The sequence below is a fragment of the Sphaerotilus sp. genome, assembly GCF_041083715.1.
GTDB lineage: Bacteria > Pseudomonadota > Gammaproteobacteria > Burkholderiales > Burkholderiaceae_C > Sphaerotilus.
This window is the reverse complement of the sequence record NZ_JBFPGY010000064.1, coordinates 1-12,466: the sequence shown is the minus strand read 5'-3', so window position 1 is coordinate 12,466 and position 12,466 is coordinate 1. Positions and strand designations below refer to the sequence as shown.

13 protein-coding genes are annotated in these 12,466 nt (G+C 69.6%); 8 read left to right on the top strand and 5 right to left on the bottom strand.

Translation table 11 applies throughout. From position 1 onward, the window contains the following. Positions 1-276: 276 nt before the first annotated feature. Positions 277-1,395: a tRNA preQ1(34) S-adenosylmethionine ribosyltransferase-isomerase QueA gene (gene queA / locus AB3X43_RS03045; protein ID WP_369428413.1), complete on the bottom strand. Its 1,119-nt coding sequence runs from the start codon at positions 1,393-1,395 to the stop codon at positions 277-279. An 81-nt stretch (positions 1,396-1,476) separates the two neighbouring features. Between queA and recG the strand changes: the two genes are divergently transcribed. Further along, positions 1,477-3,513, top strand: coding sequence for an ATP-dependent DNA helicase RecG (gene recG, locus AB3X43_RS03040; RefSeq protein WP_473965051.1), 2,037 nt, complete (start codon positions 1,477-1,479; stop codon positions 3,511-3,513). On the opposite strand, the gene AB3X43_RS03035 is transcribed toward recG, so the two are convergent. Together AB3X43_RS03035 and AB3X43_RS03030 are read right to left on the bottom strand one after the other, a co-directional pair. Further along, the gene (locus tag AB3X43_RS03035) at positions 3,470-4,171 is read right to left on the bottom strand and encodes a TetR/AcrR family transcriptional regulator (protein ID WP_369428411.1); all 702 of its coding nucleotides are present in this window, start codon (positions 4,169-4,171) and stop codon (positions 3,470-3,472) included. The genes recG and AB3X43_RS03035 overlap by 44 nt on opposite strands. A 31-nt stretch (positions 4,172-4,202) precedes the next feature. Beyond that, a complete protein-coding gene (locus AB3X43_RS03030; protein WP_369428410.1) occupies positions 4,203-5,126 on the bottom strand; it encodes a LysR family transcriptional regulator in 924 nt (307 codons plus the stop codon). A gap of 91 nt (positions 5,127-5,217) precedes the next feature. On the opposite strand from AB3X43_RS03030, the gene AB3X43_RS03025 reads away from it, so the two are divergent. From AB3X43_RS03025 to AB3X43_RS02995, 7 genes are all read left to right on the top strand, one after another. Continuing rightward, on the top strand, positions 5,218-6,171 hold the full coding sequence (locus tag AB3X43_RS03025; RefSeq protein WP_369428409.1) for a ketopantoate reductase family protein: 954 nt from the start codon (positions 5,218-5,220) through the stop codon (positions 6,169-6,171). 2 nt (positions 6,172-6,173) lie between these two features. Further along, positions 6,174-6,557 carry a VOC family protein gene (locus AB3X43_RS03020; protein ID WP_473965050.1) on the top strand — a complete coding sequence of 128 codons (384 nt, stop codon included), beginning with the start codon at positions 6,174-6,176 and terminating at the stop codon, positions 6,555-6,557. 25 nt (positions 6,558-6,582) lie between these two features. Next, on the top strand, positions 6,583-7,050 hold the full coding sequence (locus tag AB3X43_RS03015) for a MaoC family dehydratase (protein ID WP_369428407.1): 468 nt from the start codon (positions 6,583-6,585) through the stop codon (positions 7,048-7,050). Next, on the top strand, positions 7,047-8,300 hold the full coding sequence (locus AB3X43_RS03010; RefSeq protein WP_369428406.1) for a CaiB/BaiF CoA transferase family protein: 1,254 nt from the start codon (positions 7,047-7,049) through the stop codon (positions 8,298-8,300). The genes AB3X43_RS03015 and AB3X43_RS03010 overlap by 4 nt, the downstream gene beginning before the upstream one ends. A 29-nt stretch (positions 8,301-8,329) precedes the next feature. Next, positions 8,330-9,151: a shikimate dehydrogenase gene (gene aroE / locus AB3X43_RS03005; protein ID WP_369428405.1), complete on the top strand. Its 822-nt coding sequence runs from the start codon at positions 8,330-8,332 to the stop codon at positions 9,149-9,151. Between the two features lie 93 nt (positions 9,152-9,244). Further along, complete coding sequence (locus tag AB3X43_RS03000) at positions 9,245-9,898, top strand: hypothetical protein (protein ID WP_369428404.1); 654 nt, start codon at positions 9,245-9,247, stop codon at positions 9,896-9,898. A 67-nt stretch (positions 9,899-9,965) separates the two neighbouring features. Further along, positions 9,966-10,541, top strand: coding sequence for an RES family NAD+ phosphorylase (locus tag AB3X43_RS02995; RefSeq protein ID WP_369428403.1), 576 nt, complete (start codon positions 9,966-9,968; stop codon positions 10,539-10,541). 19 nt (positions 10,542-10,560) lie between these two features. On the opposite strand, the gene yghU is transcribed toward AB3X43_RS02995, so the two are convergent. Both yghU and AB3X43_RS02985 read right to left on the bottom strand, forming a co-directional pair. Next, positions 10,561-11,430, bottom strand: a complete 870-nt coding sequence (gene yghU / locus AB3X43_RS02990; RefSeq protein WP_369428402.1) for a glutathione-dependent disulfide-bond oxidoreductase — start codon at positions 11,428-11,430, stop codon at positions 10,561-10,563. Next, a complete protein-coding gene (locus tag AB3X43_RS02985) occupies positions 11,427-12,410 on the bottom strand; it encodes a LysR family transcriptional regulator (protein ID WP_369428401.1) in 984 nt (327 codons plus the stop codon). The genes yghU and AB3X43_RS02985 overlap by 4 nt, the downstream gene beginning before the upstream one ends. Between the last annotated feature and the right edge of the window lie 56 nt (positions 12,411-12,466).

Below are 12,466 nucleotides of genomic sequence, written 5' to 3'. Positions count from 1 at the left end.
GCGAGGCCATCCGGACCCTTGGCGCCCGGGTCGATGTGGTGGCAGGTCATGCAGCCGCTCTTGCTGGCCAGGGCGAGCATGGCGTCGTCCTTGGCCGAGCCGGCTTGCGCGGCCGTCGCGGCGAGGGCGAGCACCAGCAGGGCGAGCGAGGTCGGGAGGGTGTTGTTCATGGAGGCTCCTGAGGCGGCAGAGAGGCCGCGTTGCAATCGGATGCCGCCAAGTTAGAGCACGATGCTGGCGCCAGCTTGCGCAGGATCAAACCGGCACGTGCTTTTGTCAGCCTGGGACAGCGCTGTTTCCCGTTGGATCTGTGCGGTTGACCGGCATTGCTGCACGCTGGAGCAGCATCGCGTCGCCGTAGCTGAAGAAGCGCATCCGGCGCGCGATCGCCTCCGCGTAGAGCGTGCGGATGGTGTCGTGGCCGGCGAAGGCGCTGACCAGCATCATCAGCGTGCTGCGCGGCAGGTGGAAGTTGGTCACCAGCCGGTCCACGACACGGAACTCGAAGCCCGGCGTGATGAAGATGTCCGTCTCGCGCGCGCCGGCCAGCAGCGTGCCGCCGAGCGCTGCGGATTCGAGCGAGCGCAGCGTGGTGGTGCCGACCGCGACGACCCGGCCACCGCGGGCGCGGGTCGCGGCGATGGCGTCCACCGTCGCCTGCGGCACCTCGAACCACTCGCTGTGCATGCGGTGGTCGGCGATGGCGTCCACGCGCACGGGCTGGAAGGTGCCGGCACCGACGTGCAGCGTGACGCTGGCACGCCCGATGCCGCGCGCCTCCAGCGCCGCGAGCACACCTTCGTCGAAATGCAGCGCCGCGGTCGGCGCGGCCACCGCACCGGGATGGCGGGCGAACACGGTCTGGTAGCGGCGCTCGTCGTCGGCGTCGTCCGCATGGGTGATGTAGGGCGGCAGCGGCACATGGCCGAACTGCTCCAGCAGCGTGAGCGCATCCCCTGGCAGACGCAGATGGAACAGCCCACCCTCCGGCCCGCAGCGCCCGAGCACCTCCGCCGCGAACGTGGCGCCGGCCGCATCGCGGAACTGCACCGTCTGCCCCGCCTTGGGCGACTTGCTGGCGCGCAGGTGGGCCCAGACCTCGTGCCGGCCGTCCGCCGCACCGGGCAGCACGCGCTCGACCAGCGCCTCGACACTGCCGCCGGTGTCCTTGGCGCCGTACAGCCGCGCGCGGATCACCTTGGTGTCGTTGAAGACCAGCAGGTCACCCGGCTCCAGCAGCGCCGGCAGTTCGCGGAACACGCGCTCGACCGCGGGCCGCGTGCGGCCGTCGAGCAGGCGCGAGGCGCTGCGCTCGGCGGCAGGGTGCTGCGCGATCAGCTCGGGCGGGAGGTCGAAGTCGAAGTCGGCGACGGTGTGGGTCACGGCAGGCGTCATGGGGCAGCGATCGGCGGGGGGCAGAATATAACGCTGCGCTATCGTTGCCCTGTGAATCCCCATTCTTCCCTCGCCGTCCCTGTGGCCACTGCGGCCCCAGCCAAGTCCGCGCCCCAGCGGGCGATGGACAAACTCGGCCTCGTGCGCGACATCGACCTGGCGCTGCACCTGCCGCTGCGCTACGAGGACGAGACGCGGCTCACGCCGATGTCCGCGCTGCGCGATGGCGAGACGGTGCAGGTCGAGGCGATCGTGCGCGAGGCGTCGGTCCAGGGTGTGCGGCGGCAGCTGGTCGTGTGGCTGGTCGAGGGGCGCCACGAGCTGGTCCTGCGCTTCGTGCATTTCTTCCCGTCGCACCAGAAAGCGCTGGTGCCCGGCGCGCTGGTGCGGGCGCGGGGCGAGGTGCGCGGCGGCTTCCTCGGGCGGGAGATGGTGCATCCGGCGTTCAAGGTCGTGCAGCCCGGCGCGCCGCTGTCCGATGCGCTCACGCCGGTCTACCCGACGAGCGCGCAACTGCCGCAGGCCTACCTGCGCAAGGCGGTCGCGGCGGGCCTGAAGCGGGCGCCGCTCGACGAGGTGCTGCCGCGCGGGGTCGTGCCGAAGGGCCTGCCGGGCCTGCGGGAGGCGCTGACGTTCCTGCACCACCCGTCGTCGAGCGCCAGCCTCGCTGCCCTGGAAGAGCGCACGCATCCCGCCTGGCAGCGCATCAAGTTCGAGGAGCTGCTCGCCCAGCAGTTGTCGCAGCTCACCGCGCAGCGCGAGCGTGCCCGCCTGCGCGCGCCGTCGCTGAAGGCCAAGTCCGGCGGCCTGCACGAGCAGCTGCTGGCCGCGCTGCCGTTCTCGCTCACCGGCGCGCAGCACCGCGTGTCCAACGAGATCGCCGCCGACCTGCGCCGCCCGCAGCCGATGCACCGCTTGCTGCAAGGCGATGTCGGCTCGGGCAAGACGGTGGTGGCGGCACTCGCAGCAGCGGTGGCGATCGACGCCGGCTGGCAGTGCGCGCTGATGGCGCCGACCGAGATCCTGGCCGAGCAGCATTTCCGCAAGCTGCTGCACTGGCTGGAGCCGCTGGGCATCGGCGTGGCCTGGCTCACCGGCAGCCGCAAGGGCAAGGCGCGCACGGCGATGGTCGAGCGCATCGCGTCCGGCGACGCCAGGCTGATCGTCGGCACGCACGCGGTGATCCAGGGCGACGTGCATTTCGCCAGGCTCGGGCTGGCCGTGATCGACGAGCAGCACCGCTTCGGCGTGGCGCAGCGGCTGGAGCTGCGCCACAAGCTGGCCGAGCAGAAGCTGGAGCCGCACCTGCTGATGATGAGCGCGACGCCCATTCCGCGCACGCTGGCGATGACCTACTTCGCCGACCTCGACGTCAGCACCATCGACGAGCTGCCCCCGGGCCGCACACCCATCGTCACCCGCGTCTTCGCCGACGGTCGCCGCGACGACGTGATCGCCCGCGTGCGCGACGAGGTGAACAAGGGGCGGCAGGTGTACTGGGTCGTGCCGCTGATCGAGGAGTCCGAGGCGCTCGACCTGCAGAACGCCACCGAGACGCACGCCCAGCTCTCGGCGATCTTCGATGGCGTGGCGGTCGGCCTGCTGCACGGGCGCATGTCCTCGGCGGACAAGGCGGCAGTGATGGCCGAGTTCACGGCGGGGCGGATGAGCGTGCTGGTGGCGACGACGGTGATCGAGGTCGGCGTGGACGTGCCCAACGCCAGCGTGATGGTGATCGAGCACGCCGAGCGCTTCGGCCTCGCGCAGTTGCACCAGTTGCGCGGGCGGGTGGGGCGGGGCGCGGTGGCGAGTGTCTGCGTGCTGATCTACACCTCGCCCTTGTCCCAGACCGGCCGCGAGCGATTGAAGGCGATGGCCGAGACGACGGACGGCTTCGAGATCGCCCGGCGTGACCTGGAGATCCGCGGGCCGGGCGAATTCATGGGGGCCAGGCAGTCCGGCGATGCGCTGCTGAAGTTCGCCGATCTGGGGGAGGACGGCGTCTTGCTTGAGCGCGCCAAGGCGGCAGCCCCGGGCCTGCTCGACGCGCACCCGGACGCGGCGCGGGCGCACATCAGCCGGTGGCTGGGCGGGAAGATGGAGTTTCTGAAGGCTTGACCGCCGTCGCGCCGGGCCGCAGCTGGCGCCGCAAGTCTGCGCTCAGGTAGGGCCACAGCAGCGCCATCACCTGCCGTGTGCCGTGGCGCACAGCGGCGTCGGCGTTGTCCGGCTCCAGCGCGCGGCGTGGGTCGCGCACGTATTCGTAGCTGAGCCAGTAGGTCAGCAGCACGACGATGGACACCGACAGCGCGCCGGCCTCCTCGTCGGTGAGCGGCAGGCCATCGATCGCGCACAGCCGCACCACCCGCTCGCGCACCGCCGCCTGCTGCAGCGCGAGCGCTGCCTGGCAACGCGTTTCCAGCTGGCGGTTGCGCGTCAGCAGGTCGTTCAGATCGCGGAAGATGAAGCGGTAGTCCCAGGCCAGCCGCAGCAGGCCGGGCACGAGGTTCCACGCACCTTCCGCATCGTCGGTCGGGCCGGCGGCGACGAGGGCGTCGGTCAGGGCCTGTTCGTAGCGGCTGACCAGCGCGTTGACCAGCGTCTCCTTGGCCGGGTAGTGGTAGTACAGGTTGCCGGGGCTGATGTTCAGGTCGGCCGAGATCGCGTTGGTCGAGACATTGGGTTCGCCATAGCGGTTGAACAGCGCCAGCGAGTGGTCGAGGATGCGCTCGGCGGTGCGGCGTGGCGGTTTCTTGGCCCGGTCGGGGGTGGTCATGCAGCGAATCTAGCACCCGCATGGTGCAGTGTCAGGGCGGGTTTGCCTGTGGCCGCAGGAACAGCGCCGCGCACACCCCGCGCAGCCAGCGGTTGCCGGCATCGTGGTGGTAGCGGGCGTGCCAGTGCTGCTTGACGGTGAAGCCGGGGATGGCCACCGGGCAGGCCAGCACCCGCAGCCCGTTCGTGCGCGCCAGCGTCTCGCCGATCTGGCGCGGCAGCGTGGCCACGAGGTCGGTGGTCGAGAGGATGGCCCCCAGCCCGAGAAACCCCGGCAACTCCAGCAGCACCTGCCGCTGCACGTCCGCATCGGCCAGCGCCTGCGCCAGCAGCCGCGCGCCAGTGCCGGCGGCGATGCCGACATGGGCCTCGGCTTCGTAGGCGGCCAGGTCGATCGTGGCGCCGAGTCGCGGGTGGCGGGCGTTGACCAGACAGACCCAGTCCTGCGGGTAGAGCGTCTGCTGGTAGAAGCCCGCCTCCAGCCACGGCACCAGCCCGACCGCCAGATCGACCTCGCCCGCGGCGAGTGCCTGCGCGGTGGTGTCGTCGATGCGTGCCGCCGACAGGCGCACCGATGGCGCCAGCACCCGCACCTGGGCCAGCCACGGCGGCAGCAGCGTGATGTGGCTTGCGTCGGTCATGCCGATGCGGAAATGCCGGGTGCTGGTGGCCGGATCGAAGTCGGCGCCCGCACGGCCGAGGCGGCGCATCGCGTCCAGCGCCTCGCGGGCCGGGCCGATCATCGCGTCGGCGCGTGGCGTCGGCGCCATGCCGCTCGGGGTGCGGACGAACAGCGGGTCGCCGTACTGCGCACGCAGTTGCGCCAGCCAGATGCTGACGGTCGGCTGGCTCAGACCGAGGTGTTCGGCGGCGCGGGTGACGCTGCGGGTGTCGTAGAGCAGGTCGAGCAGGCGCAGCAGCCGGGTGTCGGGCAGGGAGAGGTCGTCGGCACACATTGCGATATCCAATGCAATGTATTGACTGTATTGCATTGCCCGCATGCCGCTGCGGTCCTATCGTCACTGGCATCGACCACAGGGGATCACCTTGAACATCTGCATCCTGGGCGCCGGTGCACTCGGCTGCGCCATCGGTGGCGCACTCGCCGAAGCGGGCGCCGACGTGACGCTCGTCAACCGCTCGCCGGCCCACGTCGCCGCGATCAACGCCCACGGCCTCGCGCTGGTCACGCCGGACGGTGAACGCGCCGTGGCCGTGCGCGCCGCGACCTCGTGCGAAGGGCTGGGCGTGGCCGATGTCGTCGTCGTGCTGGTCAAGTCCTTCGATACCCGCACGGCCATCGAAGGCGCCCGGTCGATCGTCGGCCCGGACACCGTCGTGCTGTCGCTGCAGAACGGCCTCGGGCACGAGGACCTCCTCGCCGAGGTCGTCGGCCGCGAGCGCGTGCTGGCGGGCAAGACCTACGTCGGCGGCGTGATGCTCGGCCCCGGCCGCATCCTCTCCGGCGTCACCGGCAAGCACACCGTCATCGGCGAACTCGACGGCACGGCCACGCCCCGCGTGCAGGCCATCGCCGCCGCGTTCAACCGCGCCGGCCTGCGCACCGAGGTCAGCGACAACATCCTCGGCACGATGTGGGACAAGCTGCTGATCAACGTGGCCACGGGCGCGCTCAGTGGCATCACGGGGTTGGTCTACGGCGAGCTGTACGCCATTCCCGCGCTGCGCGACACGGCGCTCGCGGCGGTCGCCGAAGCGATGGCCGTGGCCCGTGCCAGCGGTGTCCGGCTGAGCATGGCCGAGCCGGTCGAAGCCTGGGACCGCGCCGCGGCCGGGCTGCCGTTCGCGTTCAAGACCTCGATGCTGCAGAGCCTGGAAAAAGGTTCGATCACCGAGATCGACTTCATCAACGGGGCCGTCGTGCGTGCAGGTGCGCGTGTCGGCATGCCCACTCCCGTCAACGCCGCGCTGGTCGCCTGCATCCAGGGCATCGAGCGGCGCATGGCGATCGACCGCCAACCCGTGCAACCCAAGGAATGACCATGGCTCCCAAGGCTTATCTCGAACACGTCGCCATCTGGGTGCGCGACATCCACTGGCACATCCGCTTCTTCCACGACGTGCTCGGCATGGCGATGCGCGAAGTGCAGGGCACCGAAGCGGACCCGGTCCAGTACTGGACCCTCGGCGGCATGCAGTTCATCGCCAAGCCCGATTTCGCGGGGCCGGAAGGGCGGTTGGCGCACCTCGGGATCATGTGCGAGGACGTGGAGGCTGCCATCGCTGCCGCCCACACCTTCGGCGTCACCGAGATGCCGCAGGGCCGCAACTGGCTGCGCCTGCCGGACGGGCTGGCCGTCGAGCTGATGCAGGCCCGCCCCGCGGGCTGCGTCGCGCAGGCGCTGTCGATCAACCCGCGAAGCTGAATTTCACTGTCCCACAAGGTTTCCGATGCCCACCGCCTACGACACCACCCACGACCTGTACTGGGACGACGCCGAAGTCGGCGCGAGCTGCACCAGCCCGCCCTACGAAGTCACCGAGGCCCGCGTGCTGGCCTACGCCGACCTGAGCGGCGACCACACCCCCGTCCACACCGACGAGGACTACGCCCGCCAGACGCCATTCGGCACCCGCGTCGCGCACGGCCTGTTCGGCCTGTCCATCGCCGACGGCCTGAAAACAAACAGCGCGATGCGCTTCCAGCCGGGCATGTCGCTCGGCTGGGAATGGAGCTTCGTCGCGCCCATCAAGCTGGGCGACGTGGTGCGCGTGCGCTTCCACGTCGGCGTGAAACGCGAATCGAAGAGCCGGCCGGGCTGGGGCATCCTGGTGCTGCCGTCCGAGCTGATCAACCAGCGCGACGAAGTCGTGCAGTGCGGCGAGCACCGCGTCATGGTCCCGAGGAAATCCGCATGAACCCGTCCACCGACAACACCGCCCACCCGTCCGCCCAGCCGCTGCCGCTGGCCGGCATCCGCGTCATCGACTACTCGCACTTCCTCGCCGGCCCCTACGTCGGCCGCTGCCTCGTCGCGCTCGGCGCCGAGGTGATCAAGGTCGAGCGCCCCGGCTCCGGCGATGCTGGCCGCCAGCACGCGCACGTCCTCGACGACCAGCAGAGCGGCTACTTCCTGCAGCTCAACATGGGCAAGCAGGGTGTGAGCGTCAACATGCGTGACCCGCGTGGCCAGGACTTCATGCGCAAGCTGTGCGACTCGGCCGACGTGTTCATCGAGAACTACCGCCCCGGCGCGCTCGACAAGCTCGGCCTCGGCTACGCGGAACTCTCGGCGCGCAATCCCCGGCTCGTCTACTGCTCCATCTCCGCCTATGGCCACACCGGCCCGGATTCGCACCGCGCCGGCTTCGGCCTGATCGCCGAGGCCAAGAGCGGGATCATGCAGATGGTCGGGATGCCGGGCGAGGCGCCGCCGCTGCTGCGCATCTCGCTGGGCGACATGTACACCGGCATCCACGCGGTCGCCGCCATCAACGCCGCGCTGCTTGGTCGTGTCACGTCAGGCAAGGGCCAGCACATCGACATGGCGCTGTACGACTGCCTGGTGTCGATGCACGAATACGCGGTGCAGTGCTACACGCTGTCCGGCGGCACCGTGCTGCCCGAGCAGACCGGCCACGACATGCCGACCTCGACGCTGTACGGCGTCTTCCGCGCGGCGGACGGCGACCTCGTGCTGGCCGCGCAGGTGGACGACGCCTGGAAGCGTTTTGCCAAGCTGGTCGAGCAGCACGGCGGCCCGGCCGGCTTCGGCAGCGACGCGCGCTTCCACACCTCCGGCGGTCGCAACGCCGCCCGCGAGGAGATCCTGTCCGCCGTCAAGCCGTGGGTCGCGGTGCGCACGGTGGCCGAGGTGCTGGCGCTGATGGACGCGATCGACGTGCCCGCCGCCAAGGTCCAGCGCATCGACGAGGTGATCAACGACCCGCAGATCCAGGCGCGCGGCATGGTCATGGCGCAGGAACACCCGCGCTTCGGCACGCTGCGGCTGCCGAACCTGCCGTTCCGCTTCTCCGGCTGCGACACCACGGTTCACCAGGTGGCGCCCGATCTGGGCCAGCACAATGCCGACGTGGCCGCCCGCCTGGGTTTCAGCGCCGACGAGATCGCGGCGATGCAGGCAGACGGCGTGCTCTTCTCGAAATAAGCCCTGACAACGCCCCGACAAGGACCGACATGACCGACCGCTACGCCGTCATCGGCAACCCCATCTCGCACAGCAAGTCGCCGCTGATCCACGGCGCCTTTGCCCAGCAGACCGCGCAGGACATCGCGTACACCGCACTCGAAGGCCCGCTCGACGGCTTCGCGGGCGCCGTCCACGCCTTCCGCGACGCAGGCGGGCGTGGCATGAACGTCACCGCGCCGTTCAAGCTGCAAGCCTTCACCTTGGCGACCGACCGGCTGGAGCGCGCCGAGCTGGCCGGCGCCACCAACGCGCTGAAGTTCGAAGGCGACCGCATCTGGGCCGACAACTTCGACGGCGTGGGCCTCGTGAACGACATCCAGCGCAACCTCGGCGTGGCGCTGGTGGGCAAGCGGGTGCTGCTGCTGGGCGCCGGTGGGGCGGTGCGCGGCGCGTTGCTGCCGTTCCTGGCCGAGCAGCCGGCCGCGCTGGTGATCGCCAACCGCACGGCGGAGAAGGCCACCGCACTGGCCGCGGCGTTCAGCGGGCGCGGGCGCATCACCGGCTGCGGCTTCGGCGATCTGGCCGGCGAGCGTTTCGACGTGGTGCTCAACGCCACCTCCGCCAGCCTCAAGGCGGAACTGCCCGCCGTGCCGGCGTCGGTGTTCACCGGGGCGGTGCTGGCCTACGAGCTGGTCTACGGCAAGGGGCTGACGCCGTTCCTGCGGCTGGCGCAGAACGCGGGCGTGCCGCGGCTGGCCGATGGCGTCGGGATGCTGGTGGAGCAGGCGGCCGAGGCGTTCGTGTGGTGGCGCGGGGTGCGGCCCGAGACCGCGCCCGTGATTGCACGGATGACGGTGCCGCTGGTTTGAGTCGATTGGTCAGTCATGGCAGTGCATGCGATGAATGCGATTTGCGCGCGTCGGGTATAGACTCCTGATAATCGCACTCATCGCCATGCCGCCATGACCAAAGCCACCTCATCGCCCGCCGCCACGCCCGGCCGAGCCAAAGCATCGGTGATCGCAGCGCGCGGCGGCATTTTGCTCAAAGGGAATGCGCTGGAAATCCGCGACATCCGCGAGATTCGGCTGGTGGTCGGCGTGGACACGCTGGTGCAGATCACGGCGGCCGTCCTGCCGGGTCAAGCTGCCCTTCCGTCTGCACCGGGGGAGGATGTGCAGGCACTGGTCGATCGCACCCCCATTCGCCGCCATGACCCAGTGGCCCAGCGGCTGAAGCAACGTGCAGCTGACGCGATCCTGAATGGCACGGTCTGGCTGACTTCCCGCGAAGTGGGTGTCCGGGCTGATCCCGAAGCCTCCAACCCGCATTCCTTGCCCAGCCGGTGGTTGAGCCAGGGGCGGGTCTTCGCGATCGAGCACCGGGGGCAGAAGGTGTTCCCGGACTATGCGTTCGACCTGCTGGGACAGCCGGTTGCCGAGTTGCGCGCGGTGTTGAAGATCCTGGGGGGGCACTCACCGCTGCGCATCGCCTCGTGGTTCGAGTCCAGCAGCTCGCGCTTGGCAGGCCGCAGACCGCGTGAGCTGCTCGCGACAGAGCCGGCTACCGTCATGGAGGCGTCCCGAGCCCACATGGCCGGCCCCCAGCATGGCTGACCTGCCGCTGCCACCACCCGAAAAACCGTTCCGGACCCAACATCTCCCAGGGAGCGTCTGGTATCGCGTGCACCGCTTCGATCGGGTGTCCGGCCACCATGCGCCGACTGCGTTCAATGACACGCCGCATGGCAACGCCCGGTTCAGCCCGCTCATCGATCCCGCGACCGGCGGTGTGATCCCGACCCTTTACGCAGCGCAGACCCCGCGAGGCGCCATCGCGGAGGTGGTGCTGCACGACACGCCCACCCCTCCGACCGGGCACTTGCACGATTGGGAGCAGGACAAGGCCAGCCCGTTGCATCTGAGCGAGATCGGGTTGCCAGATCTGGTGCTGGCGAATCTGTCGAGCGTCGGGCTTCGGGCCTGTGGTCTCAAGGTGGCAGACCTGTTCGGCATGGAGCAGCCGGACTATCCACGCACCCGCCAGTGGGCGCTGCACGTCTGGCAGCACATGCCGACGGTGCATGGGCTGTACTGGATGTCCGTGCGCGACAACACCTGTCCGGTGGTGATGCTGTTCGGGGACCGGGTGCCGGTAGGAGCCTTGCGGGATGCGGGGCGCATGCAGCCCATCGCGCACTTCGAGTCCGAGGTTTTCCAACTGCTGGACGATCTGGGCTGCGGACTCGCCATCGGTTGACCGTCCGCTTGCCGAGCGATCAGCCGCCCAGCTTGTCCTGCGTCTTCGTGTCGAAGTCGCAGGCGTCGTGCCGCTCGTGCAACTGGCTGGCCGGATCACCCTGGACGCGGTTGACCTTGCGCCCGCGCTGCACCGCCGGCCGTGCCGCCACCTGATCGGTCCACCGCTGGATATTGCTGTAGTCCTGCACCTGCAGGAACTCGCCCGCGCCATAGACGAGCCCCTTGGCCAGCGCGCCGTACCACGGCCAGATCGCCATGTCCGCGATCGTGTAGTCCTCGCCCGCGATGTAGGGCTGCTCGGCCAGCTGCCGGTCGAGCACGTCGAGCTGGCGCTTGACCTCCATCGCGTAGCGGTCGATGGCGTACTCGATCTTGGTCGGCGCGTAGGCGTAGAAATGCCCGAAGCCGCCACCGAGGAAGGGCGCGCTGCCCATCTGCCAGAACAGCCATGACAGGCACTCGGCGCGCTTGGCCGGCTCGGTCGGCAGGAAGGCGCCGAACTTCTCGGCCAGGTACATCAGGATCGCGCCGGACTCGAACACGCGGATCGGCTTCGGGCCGCTGTGGTCCATCAGCGCGGGGATCTTGGAGTTCGGGTTGGCTGCGACGAAGCCGCTGCCGAACTGGTCGCCGTCGCCGATCCTGATCAGCCAGGCGTCGTACTCGGCGCCCGTGTGGCCCAGGGCCAGCAGTTCTTCCAGCAGGATCGTCACCTTCACGCCGTTGGGCGTCGCCAGCGAGTAGAGCTGCAGCGGGTGGCGACCGACCGGGAGGGCCTTCTCGTGCGTCGGGCCGGCGATGGGGCGGTTGATGCTGGCGAACTGACCGCCGTTGGCCTTGTTCCAGGTCCAGATCGGGGGCGGGGTGTAGGGGGTAGGGTCGGTCATCGGGTGGCTCCGGGTGTGGGCAAGGCTGGCGAAGAAGACTCTACGGGAATTGCCAGGGATCTGCTGGACACCCCGAGGGACGGCTCGCTTGCGCCTGCCAGCGCGTGGTCCACGAACGCCTTCAGCTTGGGAGGCTGCTGCCGTCGGCTCGGGTAGTAGAGGTAGAAGCCGGGAAATGTCGGCGAGTAGTCGTCCAGCACACGCATCAGCCTGCCGGACTGGAGGTGCGGCAGGGCCAGGGGGGCGAAGGTGTAGGCCAGCCCGATGCCTTCCAGCGCCGCCTCGATGGAGAACAGCGAGTCGCTGACCGTGAGGTGACCGCCGACCTCGACCTCGACCAGGCGGCCATCGATCTGCAATTCCCACTTGTAGATCGCCCCGCTGCCGGAGAACCGGAAGCGCACGCACTGGTGGTGCGCCAGATCCGAGGGGTGCAGCGGCATGGGGTGTCGCCGGAAGTAGTCGGGTGACCCCACGATGGCCGCCGAGACCAGCCCCCCGAGCGGCACGGCGACCATGTCCTTCTGGATGCTTTCGCCGAGGCGCACCCCGGCATCGAAGCCCTGTTCGACGATGTCCACGTAGCCTTCGTCGTTGGTGATCTCGATCTGGACATCCGGGTACGCCCGCAGGAAATCCGCCAGCAGCGGCTGGAGGACCATGGCCACGGCAACGCGCGCCGCGTTGAGGCGCAGCACGCCGGAGGGGCGGCCTTGCTGGGCATGGAGCTGTTCGGTCGCGTCCAGCACGTCCCCCAGCGCCGGCCCGATCCTGGACAGATAGGCCTGGCCGGCCTCGGTGAGGCTGACGCTGCGGGTGGTGCGGTTCAGCAGCCGCACGCCCAGACGGGACTCCAGTTGGCGTATCGCCTGACTGAGCGCCGAGGGCGACACCTCCAGCGCCGCCGCTGCTGCAGAGAAGCCGCGGTGCTCGGCGACCTTCCAGAAGGCCAGCAATCCATCGAGTTGATTGAGTCGCATGTCTTGAAGAATACCTTCACAAGGCATTCAGCATCTGATGGTTTTTCTTCTCAGTC

Excerpts from the sequence above, each read along its gene's own strand:
- queA (WP_369428413.1), bottom strand. The coding sequence starts at position 1,395 with ATGACGCCTGCCGTGACCCACACCGTCGCCGACTTCGACTTCGACCTC.
- AB3X43_RS03035 (WP_369428411.1), bottom strand. The coding sequence starts at position 4,171 with ATGACCACCCCCGACCGGGCCAAGAAACCGCCACGCCGCACCGCCGAG.
- AB3X43_RS03030 (WP_369428410.1), bottom strand. The coding sequence starts at position 5,126 with ATGTGTGCCGACGACCTCTCCCTGCCCGACACCCGGCTGCTGCGCCTG.
- AB3X43_RS03020 (WP_473965050.1), top strand. The coding sequence starts at position 6,174 with ATGGCTCCCAAGGCTTATCTCGAACACGTCGCCATCTGGGTGCGCGAC.
- AB3X43_RS03015 (WP_369428407.1), top strand. The coding sequence starts at position 6,583 with ATGCCCACCGCCTACGACACCACCCACGACCTGTACTGGGACGACGCC.
- AB3X43_RS03010 (WP_369428406.1), top strand. The coding sequence starts at position 7,047 with ATGAACCCGTCCACCGACAACACCGCCCACCCGTCCGCCCAGCCGCTG.
- aroE (WP_369428405.1), top strand. The coding sequence starts at position 8,330 with ATGACCGACCGCTACGCCGTCATCGGCAACCCCATCTCGCACAGCAAG.
- AB3X43_RS03000 (WP_369428404.1), top strand. The coding sequence starts at position 9,245 with ATGACCAAAGCCACCTCATCGCCCGCCGCCACGCCCGGCCGAGCCAAA.
- yghU (WP_369428402.1), bottom strand. The coding sequence starts at position 11,430 with ATGACCGACCCTACCCCCTACACCCCGCCCCCGATCTGGACCTGGAAC.
- AB3X43_RS02985 (WP_369428401.1), bottom strand. The coding sequence starts at position 12,410 with ATGCGACTCAATCAACTCGATGGATTGCTGGCCTTCTGGAAGGTCGCC.